This window comes from Citrobacter sp. 50677481 (genome assembly GCF_001463265.1).
GTDB lineage: Bacteria > Pseudomonadota > Gammaproteobacteria > Enterobacterales > Enterobacteriaceae > Citrobacter_A > Citrobacter_A sedlakii.
The window spans coordinates 169423-193987 of the sequence record NZ_LNHZ01000061.1; the positions used below are offsets into that span (position 1 = coordinate 169423).

22 protein-coding genes, 1 pseudogene and 1 other annotated feature are annotated in these 24565 nt (G+C 54.8%); of the genes and pseudogenes, 5 read left to right on the forward strand and 18 right to left on the reverse strand.

What is annotated here, in order from left to right:
• Positions 1 to 34 precede the first annotated feature (34 nt).
• Positions 35 to 970: a bifunctional riboflavin kinase/FAD synthetase gene (gene ribF, locus APU02_RS17330; RefSeq protein WP_042290220.1), complete on the reverse strand. Its 936-nt coding sequence runs from the start codon at positions 968 to 970 to the stop codon at positions 35 to 37.
• Between the two features lie 7 nt (positions 971 to 977).
• Positions 978 to 1196, reverse strand: a pseudogene (locus APU02_RS27015) (DUF2575 domain-containing protein).
• Between the two features lie 102 nt (positions 1197 to 1298).
• On the opposite strand from APU02_RS27015, the gene rpsT reads away from it, so the two are divergent.
• Positions 1299 to 1562: a 30S ribosomal protein S20 gene (gene rpsT, locus APU02_RS17335; RefSeq protein ID WP_002887965.1), complete on the forward strand. Its 264-nt coding sequence runs from the start codon at positions 1299 to 1301 to the stop codon at positions 1560 to 1562.
• 114 nt (positions 1563 to 1676) lie between these two features.
• Here rpsT and nhaR read toward each other — a convergent pair whose 3' ends face one another.
• The 4 genes from nhaR to dnaK all read right to left on the reverse strand — a co-directional run bounded on the left by nhaR (position 1677) and on the right by dnaK (position 7117).
• Positions 1677 to 2576: a transcriptional activator NhaR gene (gene nhaR / locus APU02_RS17340; protein ID WP_042290226.1), complete on the reverse strand. Its 900-nt coding sequence runs from the start codon at positions 2574 to 2576 to the stop codon at positions 1677 to 1679.
• Positions 2577 to 2640: 64 nt separating this feature from the next.
• Complete coding sequence (gene nhaA, locus APU02_RS17345; protein WP_042290227.1) at positions 2641 to 3807, reverse strand: Na+/H+ antiporter NhaA; 1167 nt, start codon at positions 3805 to 3807, stop codon at positions 2641 to 2643.
• Between the two features lie 174 nt (positions 3808 to 3981).
• Complete coding sequence (gene dnaJ, locus APU02_RS17350) at positions 3982 to 5115, reverse strand: molecular chaperone DnaJ (RefSeq protein ID WP_042290231.1); 1134 nt, start codon at positions 5113 to 5115, stop codon at positions 3982 to 3984.
• A gap of 85 nt (positions 5116 to 5200) precedes the next feature.
• Entirely contained in the window at positions 5201 to 7117 is a 1917-nt protein-coding gene (gene dnaK, locus APU02_RS17355; RefSeq protein ID WP_060570763.1) for a molecular chaperone DnaK, read from the reverse strand.
• Between the two features lie 356 nt (positions 7118 to 7473).
• Between dnaK and satP the strand changes: the two genes are divergently transcribed.
• Positions 7474 to 8040 (forward strand): acetate uptake transporter, encoded by a 567-nt coding sequence (satP, locus tag APU02_RS17360; RefSeq protein ID WP_060570764.1) that lies wholly within the window; start codon positions 7474 to 7476, stop codon positions 8038 to 8040.
• A gap of 30 nt (positions 8041 to 8070) precedes the next feature.
• Here satP and APU02_RS17365 read toward each other — a convergent pair whose 3' ends face one another.
• The 3 genes from APU02_RS17365 to tal all read right to left on the reverse strand — a co-directional run bounded on the left by APU02_RS17365 (position 8071) and on the right by tal (position 11150).
• The gene (locus APU02_RS17365) at positions 8071 to 9378 is read right to left on the reverse strand and encodes an MFS transporter (RefSeq protein WP_060570765.1); all 1308 of its coding nucleotides are present in this window, start codon (positions 9376 to 9378) and stop codon (positions 8071 to 8073) included.
• A gap of 123 nt (positions 9379 to 9501) precedes the next feature.
• Positions 9502 to 10089, reverse strand: coding sequence for a molybdopterin adenylyltransferase (mog, locus tag APU02_RS17370; protein WP_060570766.1), 588 nt, complete (start codon positions 10087 to 10089; stop codon positions 9502 to 9504).
• A 107-nt stretch (positions 10090 to 10196) separates the two neighbouring features.
• Positions 10197 to 11150, reverse strand: a complete 954-nt coding sequence (gene tal / locus APU02_RS17375; RefSeq protein ID WP_042290242.1) for a transaldolase — start codon at positions 11148 to 11150, stop codon at positions 10197 to 10199.
• Between the two features lie 283 nt (positions 11151 to 11433).
• Between tal and APU02_RS17380 the strand changes: the two genes are divergently transcribed.
• Together APU02_RS17380 and yaaA are read left to right on the forward strand one after the other, a co-directional pair.
• Positions 11434 to 12864 carry a sodium:alanine symporter family protein gene (locus APU02_RS17380; protein WP_060570767.1) on the forward strand — a complete coding sequence of 477 codons (1431 nt, stop codon included), beginning with the start codon at positions 11434 to 11436 and terminating at the stop codon, positions 12862 to 12864.
• Positions 12865 to 12933: 69 nt separating this feature from the next.
• Complete coding sequence (gene yaaA / locus APU02_RS17385; protein ID WP_060570768.1) at positions 12934 to 13707, forward strand: peroxide stress protein YaaA; 774 nt, start codon at positions 12934 to 12936, stop codon at positions 13705 to 13707.
• Positions 13708 to 13763: 56 nt separating this feature from the next.
• Here yaaA and thrC read toward each other — a convergent pair whose 3' ends face one another.
• The 6 genes from thrC to yjjY all read right to left on the reverse strand — a co-directional run bounded on the left by thrC (position 13764) and on the right by yjjY (position 20151).
• Complete coding sequence (gene thrC, locus APU02_RS17390; protein ID WP_042290250.1) at positions 13764 to 15050, reverse strand: threonine synthase; 1287 nt, start codon at positions 15048 to 15050, stop codon at positions 13764 to 13766.
• Positions 15051 to 15053: 3 nt separating this feature from the next.
• Positions 15054 to 15983 (reverse strand): homoserine kinase, encoded by a 930-nt coding sequence (thrB, locus tag APU02_RS17395; RefSeq protein ID WP_042290253.1) that lies wholly within the window; start codon positions 15981 to 15983, stop codon positions 15054 to 15056.
• 1 nt (position 15984) lies between these two features.
• The gene (thrA, locus tag APU02_RS17400) at positions 15985 to 18447 is read right to left on the reverse strand and encodes a bifunctional aspartate kinase/homoserine dehydrogenase I (protein ID WP_042290336.1); all 2463 of its coding nucleotides are present in this window, start codon (positions 18445 to 18447) and stop codon (positions 15985 to 15987) included.
• A 25-nt stretch (positions 18448 to 18472) separates the two neighbouring features.
• Positions 18473 to 18593: a sequence feature (Thr leader region), on the reverse strand.
• The gene (thrL, locus tag APU02_RS17405) at positions 18529 to 18594 is read right to left on the reverse strand and encodes a thr operon leader peptide (protein WP_001386572.1); all 66 of its coding nucleotides are present in this window, start codon (positions 18592 to 18594) and stop codon (positions 18529 to 18531) included. Its footprint overlaps the feature before it by 65 nt.
• 331 nt (positions 18595 to 18925) lie before the next feature.
• Positions 18926 to 19612: a tRNA/rRNA methyltransferase gene (locus tag APU02_RS17410; protein WP_060570769.1), complete on the reverse strand. Its 687-nt coding sequence runs from the start codon at positions 19610 to 19612 to the stop codon at positions 18926 to 18928.
• 398 nt (positions 19613 to 20010) lie between these two features.
• Entirely contained in the window at positions 20011 to 20151 is a 141-nt protein-coding gene (yjjY, locus tag APU02_RS25860; protein WP_001541509.1) for a protein YjjY, read from the reverse strand.
• A 95-nt stretch (positions 20152 to 20246) separates the two neighbouring features.
• On the opposite strand from yjjY, the gene arcA reads away from it, so the two are divergent.
• Entirely contained in the window at positions 20247 to 20963 is a 717-nt protein-coding gene (arcA, locus tag APU02_RS17420) for a two-component system response regulator ArcA (protein ID WP_001194359.1), read from the forward strand.
• Positions 20964 to 21031: 68 nt separating this feature from the next.
• On the opposite strand, the gene creD is transcribed toward arcA, so the two are convergent.
• The 3 genes from creD to creB are packed head-to-tail and all read right to left on the reverse strand — an operon-like array spanning position 21032 to position 24560.
• Positions 21032 to 22387: a cell envelope integrity protein CreD gene (gene creD, locus APU02_RS17425; protein WP_060570770.1), complete on the reverse strand. Its 1356-nt coding sequence runs from the start codon at positions 22385 to 22387 to the stop codon at positions 21032 to 21034.
• Between the two features lie 59 nt (positions 22388 to 22446).
• Positions 22447 to 23871, reverse strand: coding sequence for a two-component system sensor histidine kinase CreC (gene creC / locus APU02_RS17430; protein ID WP_060570771.1), 1425 nt, complete (start codon positions 23869 to 23871; stop codon positions 22447 to 22449).
• On the reverse strand, positions 23871 to 24560 hold the full coding sequence (gene creB, locus APU02_RS17435) for a two-component system response regulator CreB (RefSeq protein WP_042290262.1): 690 nt from the start codon (positions 24558 to 24560) through the stop codon (positions 23871 to 23873). The genes creC and creB overlap by 1 nt, the downstream gene beginning before the upstream one ends.
• Positions 24561 to 24565 lie beyond the last annotated feature (5 nt).

Genomic DNA, 24565 nt, shown 5'->3' on the forward strand with positions numbered 1-24565 from the left:
CAGATTCTCGGTTCCGTATTTAATACATAGGCATTTAAGCCGGGTATCGCCCAAAAAACTCGCGGGCCGTTAATTCATCTCGCGCAATCTGCGCTTTCAGTTCATCCAGCGAAGCAAACCGCTGCTCGTTGCGTATTTTTTTACGCAGCACTACATCTATATGGCGACCGTAGAGGTCCATTGCAATATCCAGCAAGTGCACTTCTAACTGTTGGCGCACGCCCGACACCGTTGGCCGGGTTCCGATATTCGCCACGCCGGGCAATGGCTTTTCGCCAAGCCCCCTCACTTCTACCGCATACACCCCTTTCACCGGGGAGACCTGACGGCGCAGCGGGATATTCGCCGTCGGAAAACCAATGGTGCGTCCCAGTTCATCACCGTGGACAACGCGTCCGGAGAGAGTAAACGGGTGCCCCAGTAAACTTTCCGCCAGCGCCAGATTGTCTTCCGCCAGCGCCTGGCGCACGGCGGTGCTGCTGATACGCACGCCGCCTTCACAGAAGGTTTGGGTGCTGGTGACATCAAAGCCATACTCCAGGCCAGCCTTCTGTAATAACAAGAAATCGCCCGCCCGGCCAGCGCCAAAGCGGAAATCATCACCCACAGCCAGAAATTGCACCCCGAGGCGTTTGACCAGCAGATCGCTGATAAACGTCTGCGCGGTAAGCGCGGCGAAACGTCGGTCAAAACGCACGCACAGCACGTAATCGACGCCACATTCCGCCAGGTAACGCAGTTTCTCCCGCAGGCGAGTCAGCCGTGCGGGCGCTTTATCCGTCGCGAATAGCTCAAGCGGCTGCGGCTCAAAGATCATCACCATCACCGGTAAGCCACGTTTGCGCCCTTCTTCCTGCAAACCTTGCAGCAGCGCGCGGTGACCACGATGCACGCCGTCGAAATTACCAATAGTCAACACACACCCGTGCGGGGCCTGACTAAGATTATGTATGCCGCGTATCAGCTTCATGTCTGGCTCAAAACAGTGAAAATCGCCAAAGTATACCTTGTACCGCGGTCAAGGTTAACCGGCGATTGATGCGCCAAAACGAAAAGCAGATGGATTTCATCGCCATGAGGCAAACTCAGCGCCTAAACTGACAAAGCAATTCAATTTTTATCGTCGAAAAGCTGTATTCACGCCCCGCAAGCTGGTAGAATCCTGCGCCATCACTACGTAACGAGTGCCGCTAGATTAACGGCGCTTATTTGCACAAATCCATTGACAAAAGAAGGCTAAAAGGGCATATTCCTCGGCCTTTGAATTGTCCATATAGAACACATTTGGGAGTTGGACCTTGGCTAATATCAAATCAGCTAAGAAGCGCGCCGTTCAGTCTGAAAAGGCTCGTAAGCACAACGCAAGCCGTCGCTCTATGATGCGTACTTTCATCAAGAAAGTATACGCAGCTATCGAAGCTGGCGACAAAGCTGCTGCACAGAAAGCATTTAACGAAATGCAACCAATCGTGGACCGTCAGGCTGCTAAAGGTCTGATCCACAAAAACAAAGCTGCACGTCATAAAGCTAACCTGACTGCACAGATCAACAAACTGGCTTAATCGTCCGTTCGTTGTCGCTTTGTGAAAAAACCCGCTAACGCGGGTTTTTTTATGTCTGCGATCGGGCGTTTGACTGTGCCGGATGGCGGCGGCGCGTTATCCGGCCAACGAGGTTTATTTTGCCACAGGCATAAACAACGCCGAATAGTTGCTGTTACAGATGCGCTGCACTGCCGGGTGTTGAATCATGCGCTCGGCAAATATCGCGTGATACTCCTCCATCACGTTCTCCACGCGTCCTATCTCAACGATTGAATCATCTGCATAAAAATCATTTGCATAGAGCGTAGGCGCGACGAAAATCGCGTTGTGCGTGGCACCAAAGGCTTTCATTAACGCCGCGTCGTCGAACTCACCTAAAATCTCGACGTTGAGCCCCTGAGAGTTAAACCAGTTCAGCAATTTGCGTCCCAGCATAGAACGCCGACCAGGCACTAACAGGCGGCGCTCCTCCAGGCAGGCCGGAAATGGCTTTTCCGGCAGCGGATTCGTGCACCAGAAGCTGACGCTGCATTCGCCAATTTTTACCGAAAACAGCCCCTCCTGCTGTGTCGAATCGATCGGGCAGTCGGAAATGATCATGTCCAGCTTATGCTGGCTTAATTGTTCCAGCAGCATTTCATGAGTGGACTCAAAGCAGCGCAGATGAATTTGTTCATCTTCCACCACCGCCGCGTCCAGTACGCTGCTGACCAGACGTTTTGACAGCGCATCCGCAACGCCCACATCAAACAGCAGGTTCGACTCTTTGCGGTAGTTAACGATATCCAGCATCTCCTGGCTGAGCGTGAACATTTTATCGGCATAGCGGAATACCAGTTCGCCAAGCTCGCTGGGTTCAAGGCCGCGCCCTTTACGCTTGAACAATTTGCCCTGCAAACGCTCCTCGAGCGCTTTGATCTGTCCGGTAATGGTTTGCGGCGTCAGATACAGCGCTTCCGCCGCGCCAACCACGGATCCCTCTTTATAAACGTGCCAGAAATAATAGAGATGGTTGTAATTGATATGGGACATACTCTCTCCCTGAAAAATGTCACAAAAAGGGGAGCTGACTGCGCTCCCCTGCGAATGCTTACGCTCAGGCCGCCGCGCTTAAACGCGCGCGTAGCCAGCTATAGCCAATTACTGCCGACAGCAGCGAACCAATCAGGATCCCCAGCTTCGCCCAGTTAATCAGTTCCGGATCAACGCTGCCAAACGCCAGGCTGGCGATAAAGATCGACATAGTAAAGCCAATGCCGCACAGAATGCCGACCGCCATGATCTGCGGGAAGGTCGTCCCCTGCGGTAATTGCGCCATTTTCAGACGCAGCGCCAGCCAGCAGAACAGACTAATGCCCAGCGGTTTACCTATCAGCAGGCCGGCAATAATGCCCAACGGCAGGATGGAGGTGAGCCCATCGATCGTCACGCCCTGCAGGGAAACACCCGCGTTGGCGAAAGCAAACAGCGGCAGGATCATGTACGCCACCCACGGGTGCAAAACATGCTCCAGACGCTTCGCCGGAGAACGCCCGTGTTTCTCCTTGAGTGGAATAAAGAACCCGACAATCACCCCCGCTAACGTTGCGTGTACGCCAGACTTGAGCACCGCAGTCCAGAGCACAACGCCCACCAGAATATAAACCCCCGTTCGTCTTACCCCGCACAGATTCAGCAGCGCCAGTACCGCAATGGCGCATGCCGCCACGCCCAGAGATACCATCGACAGATCGCTGGTATAGAACAGCGCGATAATCACAATCGCGCCCAGGTCATCAATAATCGCCAGCGCCATGAGGAAAATTTTCAACGCCAGAGGTACACGGCTGCCCAGTAGCGCCAGTACGCCCAGCGCAAAAGCAATATCCGTCGCCGCCGGGATCGCCCAGCCCTCACGCGTTACCGGGTCGGCATAGTTAAACGCCAGATAGAGCACAGCCGGAACAATCATCCCGCCAATAGCGGCAATAACGGGAAACGCCGCCTGACGCAAGCTGGCAAGGGAGCCTTGCATCAGTTCCCGCTTGACCTCCAGACCAATCAACAGAAAAAACACCGCCATCAGGGCATCGTTAATCCATAACAACATGTTTTTGTTGATTTCAAGCGCGCCAACGCGCAGTTGTACAGGAGTGTCAAGAAAAGCGTGGTACCACCCACTGGTGGCGCCGCTATTCGCCATTATCATGGCCAGCGCAGCGGCGATGATCAGTATGATGCCTCCGGAGGCGTCGCTGCTAAAGAATCGATGCAGATGTTTCACTTTTTATTCTCGCTTTCAGGTGAATACTTCGTAATGACCATCTTACTCCGCATGAATCATCGTTAAAATTAGATTATTTATGATGAATGAATCGGTTTTTACGAGTATAGACCAAAATAAAAAAGCCCGAGATCTCTCAATCTCAGGCTTGTTAAGCGAAATAACCGATGTGTCTTAGCGTGTCAGATCGTCGAAGAACTTTTTCACGCCGTCGAAGAAACTCTTGGAACGTGGGCTGTTATTTTCCCCTGTCGGTCCGCCAAAGCTTTCCTGCAGATCTTTCAGCAGTTGCTTTTGCTTTTCGTTCAGGCCTACCGGCGTTTCCACCACCACGCGACATAACAGATCGCCCTGCGCGCCGCCGCGAACGGACTTCACGCCTTTTCCGCGCATACGGAACAGTTTGCCGGTCTGCGTTTCGCCAGGGATTTTCAGCTTCACACGTCCGTCGAGCGTCGGAACTTCAATCTCGCCGCCGAGCGCCGCCATTGCGAAGTTGATCGGTACTTCACAGTACAGGTTATTCCCTTCACGTTCGAAGATCGGGTGCTGTTTCACCTGGACCTGAACATACAGATCGCCTGCCGGAGCGCCGTGCTCCCCTGCTTCGCCCTCGCCGGAAAGACGAATGCGATCGCCGGTATCCACACCTGCCGGGATTTTAACCGACAGCGTTTTGCTTTTCTCAACGCGACCATGACCGTGACATTTGTTGCACGGGTCTTTGATCAACGTACCCCGTCCCTGACAGTGCGGACAGGTTTGCTGAACGGCAAAAAAGCCCTGACGCATCTGCACCTGGCCGGAGCCGTGACAGGTTGGACATGTCTGCGGCTGAGTGCCCGCTTTTGCCCCGCTACCGTGGCAAACATCACACTCTTCCAGCGTCGGAATACGGATCTCTTTGGTCACGCCACGTACGGCTTCTTCGAGGGTGAGATCCATGTTGTAACGTAAATCGGCCCCACGCGCGGCACGTTGACGGCCCCGGCCACCGCCGAAGATATCGCCAAAAACGTCACCAAAAATATCGCTGAAGTCAGCGCCGCCGCCAAAGCCGCCGCCACCGCCCATTCCACCCTGCTCAAACGCAGCATGCCCGTACTGATCGTAAGCGGCGCGTTTTTGCGCATCGGTCAGCACTTCGTAGGCTTCTTTGATCTCTTTGAACTTGGCTTCGGCCTCTTTATCACCCTGGTTACGGTCCGGGTGATATTTCATGGCCAGGCGCTTGTAGGCCTTTTTGATTTCACGCTCTTCCGCTGATTTGGAAACGCCCAAAATCTCGTAATAGTCTTGCTTAGCCATCTCTTTTTATCTGCCCTTAACATGCGTGCACGGGCGGAGAGGAAACCTCTTCGCCCGTGCCAGTAATTACCCGTTCAAAGGGCGATTATTTTTTGTCTTTCACTTCTTCAAACTCAGCGTCGACAACATCGTCATCTTTCGCATTGTTTGCGGAAGCGTCAGCGGAGCCTGCCTGCTGCTGTGCGTGCTGCTGCTGGGCGATCTCCATCAGTTTCTGGGAAACCTGCGCCAGTTCCTGCATCTTCGCTTCGATAGCCGCTTTGTCTTCACCTTTCAGCGCCGTTTCCAGGCCGCTCAGCGCAGACTCAATGGCCGTCTTATCGTCAGCCGGCAGCTGATCGCCTGCTTCTTCTACCTGCTTACGCGTGCTGTGCAGCAGATGGTCGCCCTGGTTGCGGGTCTGAACCAGCTCTTCGAACTTACGGTCAGATTCTGCGTTCGCTTCTGCTTCGCGAACCATTTTCTGAATCTCTTCCTCGTTCAGGCCAGAAGATGCCTTGATGGTGATCTTCTGCTCTTTACCGCTGTTTTTGTCTTTCGCGGAAACGTGCAGGATACCGTCAGCATCGATATCGAAGGTGACTTCGATCTGCGGCATGCCGCGCGGCGCTGGGTTGATGCCATCCAGGTTGAACTGACCCAGAGATTTGTTATCAGACGCGCGTTTACGCTCACCCTGCAGCACATGGATGGTTACCGCAGACTGGTTGTCTTCTGCAGTAGAGAACACCTGGCTGTGCTTGGTCGGGATAGTGGTGTTTTTGCTGATCAGCGCAGTCATGACGCCGCCCATCGTTTCGATACCCAGCGACAGCGGGGTAACGTCGAGCAACAGAACGTCTTTCACATCCCCGGTCAATACACCGCCCTGAACGGCAGCACCGATAGCCACGGCTTCGTCCGGGTTAACGTCTTTACGCGGTTCTTTACCAAAGAACTCAGCCACTTTCTTCTGCACCATTGGCATACGGGTCTGACCACCAACGAGAATAACGTCGTTGATATCAGATACGGACAGGCCAGCGTCCTGCAGCGCAACTTTCAGCGGCTCGATAGAACGGTTCACCAGATCTTCGACCAGGCTTTCCAGTTTCGCGCGCGTCACTTTGATGTTCATGTGTTTCGGACCGGTGGCATCTGCGGTGATATACGGCAGGTTCACATCGGTCTGCTGTGCGGAAGAAAGTTCGATTTTCGCTTTTTCCGCCGCTTCTTTCAGGCGCTGCATGGCCAGCGGGTCATTACGCAGGTCAATGCCCTGATCTTTCTTAAATTCTTCAACCAGATAGTTGATCATACGGCTGTCGAAGTCTTCACCACCCAGGTGGGTATCACCGTTGGTTGCCAGAACTTCGAAGGTTTTTTCGCCGTCAACTTCGTCGATTTCGATAATAGAGATATCGAAGGTACCGCCACCGAGGTCGTAGACCGCGATAGTACGGTTGCCAACTTCTTTATCCAGACCGTAAGCCAGTGCCGCTGCGGTCGGTTCGTTGATGATACGTTTGACTTCCAGACCTGCGATACGGCCAGCATCTTTGGTTGCCTGACGCTGAGCATCGTTAAAGTATGCAGGTACGGTAATAACCGCTTCCGTTACCGGCTCACCCAGGTAATCTTCCGCCGTTTTCTTCATTTTTTTCAGCACTTCGGCAGAGATCTGCGGCGGCGCCATTTTCTGGCCTTTCACATCAAGCCACGCGTCGCCGTTATCGGCGCCGATGATTTTGTACGGCATGATAGAAACATCGCGCTGGACTTCTTCGTCCTGGAAGCGGCGGCCAATCAGGCGTTTGATCGCAAACAGGGTGTTTTGCGGGTTTGTCACTGCCTGACGTTTAGCCGGCTGACCAACCAGAGTTTCACCTTCCTGGGTATATGCAATGATAGAAGGCGTGGTGCGATCGCCCTCAGCATTCTCCAGCACGCGTGCCTGAGTGCCGTCCATAATCGCTACACAAGAGTTGGTAGTACCCAGGTCGATACCAATAATTTTACCCATCTAAACGTCTCCACTAAAAATTCGGTCAACATGTGGTTGTGAGTCTGTAATAAGGGCGAAACGTGCGGTTTCAACTACCCCTGAATCGTTTTTTTTCAGACTCGCCATTGCGGTTGACTACTAAGTGGGGTCGTAACCCACTTCATCAAGGGGGGAATGAAAAAAATTTTTGCTTTTGATGAGAAAAAAGCCTCCGACGGAGTTGTGATGTCAATCACGTCAAAAATAACGCCGTTTCCCCTGATGAGATCATAGACAGCCACCTCGCCCCTGATTATTATGCCGCGCCCCGAACGCGGAACCGTTTTTCGGGGAAACTATTTCACCATTCAATCAATGATGATTTTTGAGGATTTATGGGCAACACTAAGTTGGCTAACCCGGCACCGCTGGGCCTGATGGGCTTCGGCATGACCACCATTCTGCTTAACCTGCATAACGCGGGTTTCTTCGCCCTTGACGGTATTATTCTCGCGATGGGAATTTTCTACGGCGGCATCGCGCAAATCTTTGCCGGTCTGCTGGAATACAAAAAAGGCAACACTTTCGGCTTAACCGCCTTCACCTCTTACGGCGCCTTCTGGCTGACGCTGGTCGCCATTCTGCTGATGCCGAAAATGGGTCTGACCGACGCGCCGAATGCGCAGTTCCTCGGGGTATTCCTCGGTCTGTGGGGCGTCTTCACGCTGTTTATGTTCTTCGGTACGCTGAAAGGCGCACGCGCGCTGCAGTTCGTCTTCCTGAGCCTGACCGTTCTGTTCGCCCTGCTGGCTGTCGGCAACATCGGCGGCAGCGAAGCGGTGATCCACATCGCAGGTTGGGTCGGTCTGGTATGCGGCGCCAGCGCGATTTACCTGGCGATGGGTGAAGTGCTAAACGAGCAGTTTGGCCGCACCATTTTGCCAATCGGCGACGCGCATTAATCATTTATCCCCCCGCCTGGGGGGATACTCTCACTGCCGTTGTAGCTCAGCCTGTATGTCCGTGTTGTGATAACACCTATCCTGCCGCAACCAAATTCCCAGTCCTAGCCCTACCAGCGACAGCGCCAGCACATACCATGCCGGGGCCATTGGCGATACGTTCATTAGCAACGTCACTGCAATGGGCGTCAGGCCGCCGAAAATGGCGTAGGAAACATTGTACGAAAACGAAATGCCGGTAAAGCGAACCTCCGCAGGGAACGCGCGTACCATTACGTATGGCACAGCGCCGACCACGCCAACGCACAATCCCACCAGCCCGTATAAAAGAAATAATCGCGCCGGGTCTTCACCCGCCAGGTGATAGAAGAGTCCACTGGAACAGGCCAGCAGAACACTGCCGACAATAAAGGTTTTGCTGGCGCCGACGCGATCGACAAGATAGCCGGAGAGCAGGCAGCCGACGCAGAGCATAATGGTCGCCACGCTGTTGGCCTGGAGCGTCAGGGCGGGAGCCAGTCCATGCTGTTTTTGCAGCCAGACCGGCGACATCAGTATGACCACCACAATACCCGCAGAGAGCAGCCAGGTCAGCAGCATTGAGATGATGACGGCTTTCTGATGCCTGACCACCACCGACTTCACCGGTAACTCCTGCGCCAACGCTTTACGCTGTTGCATTTCCAAAAAGACAGGCGTTTCCTGTAACCAGCGGCGCAGGTACATCGCCACCAGGCCAAACACACCGCCGAGCAGGAAAGGAATGCGCCAGCCATAGTCGTGGACCGCCTGGGAAGAAAAATGGGTATTGACCTGTGTTGCCACCACTGAGCCGAGCAGGATACCCACCGTCAGCCCCGCCGTTAGCGTGCCGCAGGCAATGCCGATACGATGTTCCGGCACATGTTCGGCGACAAACACCCACGCGCCCGGCACTTCACCGCCAATCGCCGCCCCTTGCAGGATGCGCATCAGCAACAATAACAGCGGCGCGGCAATGCCTATCGCGGCATAAGTCGGTAACAGACCTATCGCCAGCGTGGGCACCGCCATCAGCAGGATGCTCAGAGTGAACATTTTCTTGCGCCCGACCAGATCGCCGAAATGCGCCATGATGATGCCGCCTAACGGACGCGCCAGATAGCCTGCGGCAAAAATACCAAAGGTCTGCACCTGACGAAGCCATTCCGGAATGTCTGCCGGGAAAAACAGCTCACCAACAACGGCGGCAAAAAAGACGAAGATAATGAAGTCGTAAAACTCCAGCGCGCCGCCCAGAGCGGCCAGCGTCAGCGTTTTATAGTCCTGACGATTCAAAGATCGGGCATGTTGTGACATAGCAAACCATCATTAAGGCGTGATTGGGCGATCGCGCATCGCCCTTGTAAAGTAAACATTACTTTAACGTAAATAAATCAACACGCCAGATTTGCCGATGCTTATGTCACAAAAACATATAATTTAGCTATTTGTTTCGCGCCGCGCGCTTTTCGGACGAAATGCTGCTACAACTTCCGCTGCTGTTTCGACGTAAGGCCCGTCAAGCAACTGTATACAATACGGTACACTGGCAAAAATACCCGCGACCACCACGCTGCCATCCGCTGCTTTGACCCCTTCCAGCGTCTCTTTAATCGATTTCGGCTGGCCCGGCAAATTGAGGATCAGCGCCTGTTTGCGGATCACCCCAACCTGGCGCGAGAGAATCGCTGTCGGTACAAAGTGGAGGCTAATCTGCCGCATCTGTTCACCGAAACCGGGCATCTCGCGGTCGGCAATGGCCAGCGTCGCGTCCGGCGTGACGTCGCGACGCGCCGGACCGGTACCGCCGGTAGTCAGCACCAGGTGGCAACTCATTTCGTCGACCAGTTCGCACAGCGTCTGCTCAATAATGGCCTGCTCATCGGGAATTAAACGCGTCTGCACGTCAAACGGCGTTGTCAGCGCTTTGCCCAGCCATTCTTCCAGAGCCGGGATGCCTTTATCCTGATAAACACCGCTGGACGCGCGGTCAGAAATCGACACTAAGCCGATGCGTAAGGTATTCATATTCATTCCATTCAACTGATGCATTTAGGGAATGATACACGCAGAGGGGATTTTCAGACAGAGGACGAGAGAGGTCGCGTGACCGGGGATCCGGTCACGCGGAATGATTACAGCAGATCGCCGATCATTTTTTCCAGTTTTTCCTGGTCAACGGCAAACTTACGGATACCGTCCGCCAGTTTGTCCACCGCCATTGGATCCTGGTTGTGCTGCCACAGGAACTCAGACTCGGTAATACGTTCCGGGCGCGCTTTCACTTCGCCAGAGAAGGACAGTTTACGTTCGACAGCGCCTTCGCTTTCAGCCAGTTCTTTCAGCAGCGCCGGAGCGATCGTCAGGCGGTCGCAACCTGCCAGCTCAAGGATTTCGCCGATATTGCGGAAGCTTGCGCCCATTACTACCGTCTCGTAGCCGTGCTGTTTGTAGTATTCGTAGATTTCCGTTACGGAAACCACGCCCGGATCTTCTGCCGGAGCATACTCTTTCTTATCGGTATTGGCTTTGTACCAGTCCAGAATACGACCCACAAACGGGGAGATCAGGTAAACACCCGCTTCAGCACAGGCGCGCGCCTGAGCGAAGGAGAACAGCAGCGTCAGGTTACAGTTGATGCCCTCTTTTTCCAACTGCTCAGCGGCACGGATGCCCTGCCAGGTGGAAGCCAGCTTAATCAGAATGCGATCGTTGCTGATGCCCGCGTCGTTATAGAGCTTAATGATGCGTTTTGCCTTAGCGATAGACGCTTCGGTGTCGTAGGACAGACGCGCATCCACTTCCGTGGAGATACGGCCCGGAACCAGTTTGAGGATTTCCAGACCAATGTTGACCGCCAGCTTATCGGTAGCGTCAACAATCTGCTGCGCGCGGTCGCTGCTCTGCTGCTTAGCCCAGGCAACAGCGTCATCAATCAACTTGCGGTATTCCGGGATCTGCGCTGCGTTAAGAATGAGAGAAGGGTTGGTTGTGGCATCCTGCGGCTGATACAGCTTCATTGCCGCGATGTCTCCGGTGTCGGCCACCACGGTGGTGAACTGACGAAGGGAGGTCAATTTGTCCGTCATGATAGTGTTTCTCTTTAAACAGCTTGTTAGGGGGATGTAACCGGTCTGCCCTGATGATAACACGACGCAGTGTCAGCGCAACCGCAGACAATGCGGTTATCCCCGTCGCGCCGCCAGGGTCAATTTTCAGCGCTTGTCTTGATGTCACGCGCGATTCGTGCGCTCAACCTCATGTATGATTGACGCCCGCTACCCGTTGTCCAGCAGCGTATATACTATTCGACAATTGGTAACGCTTACACGGGATTGTTAAAGCGTACCGGCAGCAACAAGAGGGATGTTAATGCCTGACTTCTTTTCATTTATCAACGACGTGCTCTGGGGATCGGTCATGATCTACCTGCTCTTTGGGGCAGGCTGCTGGTTTACCTGGCGCACGGGATTCGTTCAATTTCGCTATATCCGCCAGTTTGGCAGAAGTCTGAAAAACAGCGTGAACCCGCAACCGGGCGGGCTAACCTCATTTCAGGCATTATGCACCAGTCTTGCCGCGCGGATAGGGAGCGGCAACCTGTCCGGCGTCGCGCTGGCGATCACCGCCGGCGGGCCGGGCGCGGTTTTCTGGATGTGGGTCGCTGCCGTTATCGGCATGGCCACCTCCTTCGCCGAAAGCGCCCTGGCCCAACTGTATAAAGAGCGCGATCGCCACGGCCAGTTTCGCGGCGGTCCGGCGTGGTATATGGCGCGCGGTTTAGGCATGCGTTGGATGGGCGTGCTGTTTGCCCTCTTTTTGCTGATAGCGTATGGGATGATTTTCAATGGCGTTCAGGCAAACGCCGTTTCGCGCGCGCTCCATTTTTCGTTTGATTTCCCGCCCCTTGTCAGCGGCGTGGTCCTCGCCGGCGCCGCGTTGCTGGTTATCGTCAGGGGCATCCGGGGCGTGGCGCGAATGATGCAGTGGTTTGTTCCGATGATGGCGCTGCTATGGGTGGTGACCAGCCTGGTGGTCTGTGCAATCAATATCGACTTGATCCCTGACGTGGTACTGTCCATCGTGCAGAGCGCGTTTGGCTGGCAGGAAGCCGCAGGCGGCGCGGCAGGGTACACGCTGAGCCAGGCCCTTACCAGCGGCTTTCAGCGCAGCATGTTTTCTAATGAAGCCGGAATGGGGTCAACGCCGAATGCCGCCGCCGCGGCAGCCTCCTGGCCGCCGCACCCCGCAGCCCAGGGCATCGTACAGATGATCGGCATTTTTATCGACACGCTGGTGGTCTGCAGCGCCACCGCCATGCTGGTTTTGCTGGCTGGCAACGGCACGACCTATGCGCCGATGGAAGGCATACAGTTGATCCAGAAAGCGATGAGCGCGCTGGTTGGCGAGTGGGGTGGCGATTTTGTCGCCATTGTGGTGACGCTGTTTGCCTTTAGTTCGATCGTGGTGAACACCATTTATGCCGAGAACAATCTGTTCTTTCTGCGAATGGATAACCGGCGGGCCATCTGGACATTGCGGTTTGCGGCCTGTTCTACGGTGATCGCCGGGACGCTGATGAGTTTCCCCGTTTTGTGGCAACTTGCCGACATCATCATGGCCTGCATGGCGATAACCAACCTGACCGCGATTCTGCTGCTGTCGCCGGTGGTGCATACCCTCGCCAGCGATTATTTACGCCAGCGTAAACTGGGCGTGCGTCCCGTCTTCGATCCGCTGCGGTACCCGGATATTGAACCGCAGCTGGCGCCGGATGCCTGGGACGATATCCCACGGAACTAATCGCAACTATCGATCAACTCTGTCGCGTTTTTTGCTAAAGTCGCAGAAAATTTCCTGCAAGGACTGGATATGCTGATTCTGATTTCACCTGCAAAAACCCTCGACTATCAAAGCCCGCTGGCGACAACGCGCTTTACGCAACCCGAGCTGCTGGATCACGCCCAGCAGCTTATTCATGAGGCGCGCAAGCTGTCGGCGCCGCAAATCGGCAAGCTGATGGGCATCAGCGATAAACTTGCCGATCTGAATGCCACCCGCTTTCACGACTGGCAGCCCGACTTTACGCCGGAAAACGCCCGCCAGGCTATTCTCGCCTTTAAGGGCGATGTGTATACCGGTTTGCAGGCGGAAACCTTCAGCGACGCGGATTTCGAGTTCGCCCAGCAGCATTTACGTATGCTGTCAGGGTTATATGGCGTCCTGCGCCCATTGGATCTGATGCAGCCGTACCGTCTGGAAATGGGGATTCGTCTGCAAAACGCCAGAGGGAAAGATCTGTATCAGTTTTGGGGCGACGTGATTACCAACAAGCTAAACGACGCGCTGGCGGCACAGGGAGACCGGGTGATTATCAATCTGGCGTCGGACGAATACTTTAAATCGGTGAAACCGCAGAAATTGAATGCTGAATTAATCAAGCCGGTGTTTCTTGATGAGAAGAACGGCAAGTTTAAGGTGATCAGCTTCTACGCCAAAAAAGCGCGCGGCCTGATGAGCCGGTACATTATTGAAAATCGTCTGACGAAACCGGAACAATTGACCGGTTTTAATCGTGAAGGCTATTTCTTTGATGAAACCGCATCGGGGGATGGCGAATTGGTGTTTAAGCGCTACGAGCAGTAATGGGCGATGGTCTGATGGCGGCACGCCGCCATCAGACATTGCAGATACAGCCGCGATTATCCCCGGCTCATCATCAGCTTACGCAGAGCGGCGAAATCCGCCGGAAGCGAATGGGAAAGCAGCGGCAGATCGGCCCTTTCCGCCAGCGCTTTCGGCAGATCCAACGTTTCGCCCAGGATCGCTTCCACGCTCTCTTTAAATTTCGCCGGATGCGCCGTACCGAGAAACAGACCGTACTCGCCCGGATTCAGGCGATCGCGCAGGGCGCGGTACGCTACCGCCGCGTGCGGCTCCGAGGTATATCCCTTCGCTTTGAGCTCACGCAGGGTCTCTTTGGTGGTTTCATCATCCACTGCGGCATAGCCCAGCTCATTCAGACGCCAGATCTTACGACGGAACAGCTCCTCAACGCGCGGCCAGTTGTTCGGCTGGCTGACATCCATGGCGTTCGACAAAGTCGCCTGCGTCGCTTTCGGCGCCCATTTGCCCTCTTGCAGGAATCTCGGTACGGTATCATTGACGTTGGTCGCCGCGATAAAGCGCTTCACCGGCAGGCCAAGCGACTTCGCCAACAGGCCCGCCGTCAGATCGCCAAAGTTTCCGCTCGGTACAGAGATGACCAACTGATTGCGCGCGTCTTGCGGCAACTGCGCGACGGCTTCAAAGTAATAACAAATCTGCGCCAGCAGACGGCTGATATTGATCGAGTTCGCCGAGTTCAGCCCCAGCGCGACTTTCAGTTCCTCATCATCGAACGCCTGCTTCACCAGCGCCTGACAAGCATCGAAATCGCCATCAATCGCCACGGTTTCAATGTTGCCGCCGAGGGTGCAGAACAGTTTTTCCTGTAGCGGGCTGATCTTGCCGCGCGGATACAGAATAACGACGCGCACGTTCGGCAGACCGTAAAACGCATGGGCCACGGCAGCGCCAGTATCACCTGATGTCGCCGTCAGAATGGTCACCGGCTTGTCGCCGCTGATTTGGGTCAGCATCTGCGCCATAAACCGGCCGCCGAAATCCTTAAACGCCAACGTTGGGCCGTGGAACAGCTCCAGACAGCCGACGTCGCCTTCAACCTGTGTGACCGGCGCCGGGAAGGCAAACGCGGCGCGCACGCGCTCTTCAAGGATCGCCTGCGGGATCTCATCGCCAATAAAAGCGGAAAGAATCTTCGCGCTCCGGCTGACGAAATCCTGGTTCAGCATGTCATCGACTTCTGTCAGGCTAAATTCCGGCAGGTCGTGCGGAAAAAACAGCCCCTGATTTTTGCCCAGCCCCTGCGTGACGGCCTGCGCGAAGTTAACCTGTTCGTTATGATCTTTAAGATTGTAGAGTTTCATTAATTATCCCAATACCCGTGCGCCTGCCGTGTCCAGCCGGCAAATATGAACAAAGCCTTCCTGATTTTGCAGATAGTTTTTCTCAAGCCAGTCTGCCACCCGCTGTGCGGTATCCGGCTTATCGCACAGCGCGAACAGCGTCGGCCCTGACCCGGAAATCCCGCTCGCCAGCGCGCCGATTTCCGCCACCGCCTGACGCGCCAGGCTGAAGCCCGGCAGTAAACGCTCGCGGTACGGTTCGGCAATCACGTCCTTCATCAGTTTTGCCGCCAGCCCTGGCTGACGGGAATAACAGGCATGAATAAATCCGGCCAGATGACGCCCGTGGGCGATGCAGTCCTGACGACGATATTGCGCAGGCAAAATCGCGCGCGCTTCCGCCGTAGAGACCTTAATGCCCGGATAAGCCAGCACCCACAGCCATTCATCAAAGCCTGGCACCTGCTGGCTGATAATGCCGTTTTCTTCAATCATCAGCTGCATGCCGCCGAGGAAACACGGCGCCACATTATCGTAATGAATACTGCCTGAGATACGGCCTTCCAGCTCGCCCATGATCGCCAGCAGCCGGGTATCGTTCAGCGGCTTTCCGCAGTGCGCGTTCATCGCCACCAGCGCCGCCACCACAGAACAGGCGCTGGACCCTAAACCGGAGCCAATCGGCATATTCTTTTCCAGGGTCATCGCCACCGGGATCGGTTTACCCAACTCCTGGCAGAAACGCTCCCAGCATTGATACACAATGTTTTCGCGTGGCTCGGTCGGCAGTTTGTCCGCGAAATGGCCGCGATTTTGCAGACTGAAGCTTTCCGCCGCGTCAACCGTTACCACGTCGCCTAACAGTGAACCATCAACCGGCGTGACGGCCGCCCCGAGCACATCGAAGCCAACGCTCATATTGGCGCTGGAAGCCGGGGCATACACTTTAACCATCTTAGACTCCTAACTTCCATGAGAGGGTGCGCAGCAGGTCGGCAAATACCCCTGCCGCCGTCACGTCGTTGCCGGCGCCGTAACCACGCAGCACCAGCGGCAGCGGCTGGTAATAGTGGCTGTAGAAGGCCAGCGCGTTTTCGCCGTTTTTCACTTTATATAACGGATCGTTGCCATCCACTTCAGCAATTTTCACCCGGCACACGCCGTCTTCTTCGATGTTGCCAACATAGCGTAAGACGTTGCCCGCATCACGCGCTTTTGCCACTCGTGCGGCAAAGGCGTCATCCAGTTGCGGCAGGTTCGCCATAAACGCCGCGACATCGCCGGAATCATCAAACGTTTCCGGAAGGACTGGCTCAATTACGATGTCAGACAGCTCCAGCTCACGCCCGGTTTCACGAGCGAGGATCAGCAGCTTGCGCGCAACGTCCATCCCGGACAGATCGTCACGTGGATCCGGCTCGGTATAGCCCATTTCGCGCGCCATTTTGGTGGCGTCCGAAAGGCTCATCCCTTCGTCCAGCTTACCGAAAATAAACGACAGCGAACCAGACAGGATGCCGGAAAATTTTTGCAGTTCGTCACCCGCGTTGAGCAGGTTTTGCAGGTTCTCGATCACCGGCAAACCCGCGCCGACGTTAGTGTCGTAAAGGAATTTACGCCGTGACTTCGCCGCCGCGAAACGCAACTGGTGGTAGTAATCCATCGACGAGGTATTCGCCTTTTTGTTCGGCGTAACGACGTGGAAACCTTCACGCAGGAAGTCTGCATACTGATCCGCCACCGCCTGGCTGGAGGTGCAGTCGACAATCACCGGGTTCAGCAGATGGTAGTCTTTCACCAGCCGAATTAAGCGTCCCAGGTTAAACGGCTCTTTCGCTTCCGCCAGCGCCGCCTGCCAGTTTTCCAGGTTCAGGCCGTGTACGTTAGTCAACATTGCCCTGGAGTTCGCTACGCCGCAGACGCGCAGATCGATATGCTTGTTCTTAAGCCAAGTTTGCTGTCGCTTAAGCTGCTCCAGCAGTGCGCCGCCGACGCCGCCGACGCCGATGACAAATACTTCAATCACCTGGTCGGTATTGAACAGCATCTGATGGGTCACCCGGACGCCCGTAGTGACATCGTCATTGTTCACAACAACCGAAATGGAACGTTCGGAAGACCCTTGAGCGATTGCGACAATATTGATATTGGCGCGAGCCAGCGCGGCGAAGAATTTAGCGGAGATCCCGCGCAGCGTGCGCATGCCATCCCCCACGACCGAAATGATCGCCAGACGTTCTGTGACTGCCAGCGGTTCCAGCAGCCCTTCTTTCAGCTCAAGATAGAACTCGTCCTGCAACGCGCGCTGGGCGCGGGCGCAGTCTGCCTGCGGCACACAGAAGCTGATGCTGTATTCCGATGATGACTGGGTGATCAGCACCACCGAGATCCCGGCGCGTGACATTACCGCGAAAACGCGCGCCGCCATCCCCACCATGCCTTTCATTCCAGGGCCGGAGACGTTGAACATCGCCATATTGTTGAGGTTAGAAATACCTTTCACCGGCAGGTCGTCTTCGTCACGGCTTGCGCCAATGAGCGTGCCCGGCGCCTGCGGGTTACCGGTATTTTTAATCAGGCAAGGGATCTGGAACTGGGCGATTGGGGTGATAGTACGGGGGTGAAGGACTTTCGCGCCGAAGTAGGAGAGCTCCATCGCTTCCTGATACGACATCGACTTCAGCAGCCTGGCATCCGGTACCTGGCGCGGATCGCAGGTATACACGCCGTCAACGTCAGTCCAGATCTCGCAGCAGTCGGCGCGTAAGCAGGCGGCCAGTACTGCGGCAGAGTAATCGGAACCATTGCGGCCCAGCACCACCAGCTCCCCTTTCTCGTTCCCGGCGGTGAAACCGGCCATCAGAATCATGTGATCGGCCGGAATGCGTCCGGCGGCAATACGACGCGTCGATTCGGCAATATCAACGGTAGATTCGAGGTAGTGACCGACAGCCAGCAATTTCTCGACGGGATCGATAACGGTCACGTTGTGGCCGCGAGCTTCCAGCAGGCCCGCCATGATGGCAATTGACATTTTTTCGCCACGGCAGATAAGCGCAGCGTTGATGCTGTCCGGGCACTGGCCGAGCAGGCTGATCCCATGCAGTACATGTTTAATCTGGGCAAACTCTTGCTCAACGAACGCTTTCAACTTCGCCACCGGGAAGCCCGGTTGCGCCTCAGCGAGCCCAGTCAGAAGTTCGGCAAAAATACGTTCGGCATCGCTGATATTGGGCAAAGCGTCCTGGCCGCCGATAGTCTTTTCAATCATGGCCACCAGATGGTTCGTTATTTTCGCCGGGGCAGAAAGTACGGTCGCTACCTGCCCCTGCCTGGCATTGCTCTCCAGAATATCGGCAACCCGCAGAAAACGTTCTGCATTTGCCACTGATGTACCGCCGAACTTCAACACTCGCATGGTTGTTACCTCGTTACCTTTGGTCGAAAAAAAAGCCCGCACTGTTCAGGTGCGGGCTTTTTTCTGTGTTTCCTGTACGCGTCAGCCCGCACCGTTACCTGTGGTAATGGTGATGGTGGTGGTAATGGTGGTGCTGATGCGTTTCATAGATGTTGTGTGCTCTGTCATTTTTATCTGTCTGTGCTTGTCTATACCCTGAATACGTCGAGTTGCACGAAGGCGGCAAATGAACAATGTCCGATGAGCCTGGCTAAGCGATTTCGCTGGGCGACCGCTGAGAGCACACCTGCAACGTGAAGTATGACGGGTATATATTGGTTAAAGTATCTGATGACCTAAGTCAATAAATAATTGATTTACTCACCTTACGAAACTTGTTCATGTGCTGCTGCCGTCAGGTTTACTTTTAACCGATAAACCAGGTTAGCCCCTCTTGTTTTCAGCAAAAATAACCACAATCCAGATAATTAACAAACAATTATTCTGTGATATTTTTTTCGATATCATGCACCAGTCGATGCAGCATGGCGGTGTCTCGCTGACCTAAAAGTCCCAAACGCTGTTGTAACCAGTCGACCAGCTTTTGGTCATCTGCGACATCTAAGGTCATCAGCAATTGCATGAGGCGGGAACGTAACGCCTGTAACTGAAATTCATCAGATACGTCGATATTTTTAGCCGGTTGTTGCATTAAACCTGCTAATTGATAGCAATAAACCATGACGGCCTGCCCAAGATTCAGGGAGGGATAATCCGCCACCATTGGCACGCCGGTCAGCACGTCCGCCAGCGCCAGCTCCTCATTGGTTAAGCCGGAATCTTCACGGCCAAACACCAGCGCAGCATGATTCATCCAGCCTGCTTTTTCGTCCAGCAGCGGCACCAGTTCTGCTGGCGTGGCGTAGTAATGGAATTTCGCCCGGCTGCGCGCGGTCGTGGCGATGGTAAAATCGACATCCTGAATCGCGTCAGCAAGCGTGGGAAAAACAGCAATATTATCAATAATATCGCCGGAACCATGCGCGACCCAGCGCGTTGCTGGCTCCAGATGCGCCTGGCTGTCCACAATACGCAACTGGCTGAATCCCATTGTTTTCATCGCGCGTGCCGCCGCGCCGATATTTTCCGCTCTCGCCGGGGCAACAAGGATAATTGTGATACGCATTTAGCTACTCTTTAGATATGCCCGCGCAGAATAACGTGACCAATGTCAACTTATTACGCAGAGCGAATTTACAAAATTTTAACGAAAAAAGCTGAAAAACCGTTTCACCTTCAATAAAAGACGCTAAACTATTTCCTGACTTTACTAACATTTTTTATGTTAACAGAAACAGTATATCCTGCTGTTTATCTAAGACAATTTGATTTAAAATGAAACGCATTCATCGGATTCATTGCGTTAATTAGTTTTCCTGTGCAACTAGTTGGATTATTGCAAATTTGTGATGAACGCTAGCATTTGGATACGATGATTTCATCAAACTGTTAACGTGCTACAATTGAACTTGATATATGTCAACGAAGCGTAGTTTTATTGGGTGTCCGGTACGTCTTAGCCTGTTATGTTGCTGTTAAAATGGTTAGGATGACAGCCGTTTTTGACACTGTCGGGTCCAGAGGGAAAGTACCCACGACCAAGCTAATGATGTTGTTGACGTTGATGGAAAGTGCATCAAGAACGCAATTACGTACTTTAGTCATGTTACGCCGATCATGTTAATTTGCGACATGCATCAGGCAGGTCAGGGACTTTTGTACTTCCTGTTTCGATTTAGTTGGCAATTTAGGTATCAAACATGCAGACCCCGCACATTCTTATCGTTGAAGACGAGTTGGTAACACGCAACACGTTGAAAAGTATTTTCGAAGCGGAAGGCTATGATGTATTCGAAGCGACAGATGGCGCGGAAATGCATCAGATCCTCTCTGAATATGACATCAACCTGGTGATCATGGATATCAACCTGCCAGGGAAAAACGGCCTTCTGCTGGCGCGTGAACTGCGCGAACAGGCGAACGTTGCGCTGATGTTCCTGACGGGCCGCGATAACGAAGTCGACAAAATCCTCGGCCTCGAAATCGGTGCGGACGATTACATCACCAAACCGTTTAACCCGCGCGAACTGACTATCCGTGCCCGTAACCTGCTGTCCCGTACCATGAACCTGGGTACTGTCAGCGAAGAACGTCGTAGCGTAGAAAGCTATAAGTTCAACGGTTGGGAACTGGACATCAACAGCCGTTCTCTGATCGGCCCTGATGGCGAGCAGTACAAACTGCCGCGCAGCGAGTTCCGCGCGATGCTGCACTTCTGTGAGAATCCAGGCAAGATCCAGTCTCGCGCAGAACTGCTGAAAAAAATGACCGGTCGCGAGCTGAAGCCGCATGACCGTACCGTTGACGTGACCATCCGCCGTATTCGTAAGCATTTCGAATCCACGCCGGATACCCCTGAAATCATCGCCACCATTCACGGTGAAGGTTACCGTTTCTGCGGCGATCTGCAGGACTAAACGGGTTACCACCGTCATTGAAAAACGGCGCTTTGTGCGCCGTTTTTTATACCGGGAAGAAAAACACTTTATTTCCAGAGACGCAATGCGTCGTCCTGATTATCTGGCGTCACCGGCGGCACAGGCTTTGTACGGGAAAACGTATACCAGTCCAGATGGCGTGTCAGGAACATCACCCCGCCCAGCGCCAAAAGCAGTACCGCCGTCCCCAACAGCAGCGCGCTATCCTCGGAGCGCAGCAGCACCCACATCACCCCATCAAGCAACAGTAAAGCCAGCGTGAAAACGATACTGATACGCCAGCCTTTCAACACCGCCTGCAAATAGACGCCATTCATCATCGCCCCGACCAGACTCGCCGCTATCCACGCTGGCGTAAAGCCAATGTGTTCGGACAGCGCCAACAGCAGCAGGTAAAACATGACCAACGAAAGCCCCACCAGCAGATACTGCATGGGATGAAGCCGTTTTCCGGTCAGCGTTTCGAAGACAAAGAACGCCATGAACGTGAGACTGATCAGCAAAAGCGCATATTTTGTCGCTCTGTCTGTTAACTGATATTGATCGGCGGGTGTCGCAACGGCGACGCTGAACGAAGGCAAACGGTACCAACCGTCTTTTTGCGTAGCGACAAACTCTTCGCCGAGATTGTTGGCAAACCAGCTGCTTTGCCACTGGGCCTGAAACCCGGACGGGCTGATTTCACGTTTACCCGGCAGGAAATCACCGAGGAAATTCGGATGCGGCCAGTTGCTGGTGAGCGTCATTTCACTGCTGCGCCCGATGGGCACCACTGAAAAAGAGCCGGTTCCGCTTAAGTTTAGCGACATCGCCAGGTTCAGGTCGCGCGTCGCCCACTGTTCATCCGGCAGGGGAATGTGGATCCCCGCCCCGCTCCCGGTTAACCCCGTCCCCGGCTCGACGGCGAGTGGGATGCCATTGACCGTCGGCGCTTTCACTGCGTCAATCCCCCGCGCGTCGCCGACGCCCATCACAATAAACGGTTTCCCCAGGCTAATCGAGGGCTTGTTCAGGGCATTTAGGCGCGCAACGTCAAACTTCGCATTGATCGCCAGGTCGGTATGCCAGACCTGCCCCTGATAAATGCCTACCTTGCGTGCTTCGACATTCTGATTGCCTTCCACCATCAGCGACTCCGGTAGCCAGAAGTGGATAAAACTGCGGGTGCGCTCTACTTTTTTGTCATCTTCCATCACCGTGTACAGTTCGCTGACGGGTACTGCAATCAATGGCCCCACCACTTTTTGCGGGCCGCTGGTGCTCTGCCGAATGGCATCCTCCACCGTATCGCGGTAATCAGCGCGTTCAACAATAATCTGCCGGACCATCATCAGCGGGATCAGCAATAACACGATCGCGCCACCTAAGGTGACGACTTTCCAGAACAGGGGGGATTTCAACATAGCGTTCTCCTTTTGCAATACCCGCAAGAGTAAGTCCGCTATGTGGGGAGATGTTGAAGTTATGTGAAGTGACGGTGAAGTGTGAACGAGGCCTCCACACCGCCTTGCGGACGGTTACGCAGTTCAACATTCCCTTTTAACAAACGCGCGACCTCGCTGACGAACGCCAGACCCAGGCCACTGCTTTTATGCCCGTTTTCGCGCGGCAGCGAATAAAACCGCTCGAAGATACGCGGCAGCGCAAAGTCCGGGATCCCCGTCCCGGTATCGGTAACCGTCAGCGTGACCCGATCCGCCTGTGCCCGCGCGCTCAGGGTAATGGTTCCCCCCTCGGGAGTAAAATCAATGGCGTTATCGAGCAAATTGCCCAGCGCCTGCTCCAGCAAAGCGGGCTCCGCCGCAACGGTCAATGTCGATGGCATCATCTCCAGTGCGATCTTCTTTGTGGCGAGCTGGATGGCGCGCGCCTCGCTGACGTGCGTAAACAGCGCGTCAACCGCCACCGGCGAGAGTGTAATTTCCTGACGGTTCTCCAGCCGCGCCTGGCGCAGCAGCGTTTCAACCAGCACCTGCATCCGCGCATTCTGGCTGAGAATGTTGTCGGTGAAACGCTGCACGATGTCCGGAGGCGGGCCTTCGCGCAGGATTTCCGCCGCGCCGCGGATCGCCGCCAGCGGACTTTTTAGCTCATGGGTTAACGCGTAGACATACTGTTCGATGTAATTCTTCCCTTCCAGCTTCAGACGCATACTCTCCAGCGCCTGCGCCAGCTTGCGCAACTCACTGCTTCCCAACGCCGGCAGCGGCATTGGCTGATTTTCCGTCACCGAATCCGCATAGCGTGTCAGGCGGGCGATCGAGCGGTTAATCCACCAGACCATACCCGCGCCAATCACCAACGCAATACCGAGCAGGATCGCGCTCGCCCAGAGGATCCGCCGTTCACTGCGTTTAATGACTGGCGCCATCGCCGCATTTGGCTTACCCACGCTCAGTACGCCAATGATTTTACCGCCGTCCAGCACCGGCGCCGCGACATACATAACCGAACTTTCCGGGTCCGCGGGATCCTGTGGGGTACTGCGCGCGCCGTATTGTCCGCGCAGGGTTAACCAGACGTCGTTCCAGCGCGAATAGTCTTGCCCAACGGCCTTATTCGCAGAGTCGAACACCACTTTGCCCTGCGCATCGGTCATGTAGACGTGGTACTCGTTACGCACTTTATAGATACCGCTGATATTGGCGCGAAAGGGGCGATCGTGCAGCAGCGTGAACGCCTGCGCCAGCTGGCCGCGCGCCGGATCGCCAGACAGAAGATCGTCGCGCGCCAGCGCCGCCAACAGCGTCGCGGTGTCAATCAACGTTCCCTCGGTTGCGCGTCGGACGCCCGGTTTGATTTCCTGCACGAAAATCGACAGTACAAACCAGGCGGCAACGGCGACAATCAGGAAGTAACCGAGCAGCAGACGCATGCCAATGCGCATCAGAGGCTCCTCAGGCTGTAGCCCATCCCGCGATGCGTATTGATAGGCGAAAGATCCGGATTAATCGCGCGTAATTTAGCGCGCAGGGTTTTGATATGCGTATCGACCGTGCGGTCAAAAGTATCCTGCGCATCGGCCCAAACGATATCCATCAGTTGCTGGCGCGAGTAAACCCGGCCGGGTGACTGTAGCAACGTTTTCAGCAGTAAAAACTCATAGCGCGTGAGCGTCAGCGGCGTGCCAAACCACGCAATCCCGGCGGCCAGTTCATTCAGTTCAAAATGACCAATAGTGACGACGGGAGATGGCGTGGAGAATTTTTTCACCCGGCGTAGCAGCGTTCGCACCCGGGCGCACACTTCCCGCGGCGAGAAAGGTTTCGCCACATAGTCATCCGCGCCGATTTCCAGGCCTAACAGGCGATCGACTTCATCACTGCGCGCCGTCAGAAAGAGAACCGGTAAGGCCGGATACCGTTCCAGCAGGCGTCGGCACAGTTCAAAGCCGCTGATATCCGGTAGGCCGACGTCAAGAATCGCGACATCCGGACAACGCTGCCGCGATTTTTCCAGCGCGGGCAAGCCGCGCTCAAAGGCTTCAACGCGAAAACCTTCCTGCTGGAGCATGTAAATCAGGGTATCCGCAATGCCCTGTTCATCTTCCACCAGCCAGACCGAAACCTGCTGCATAATGC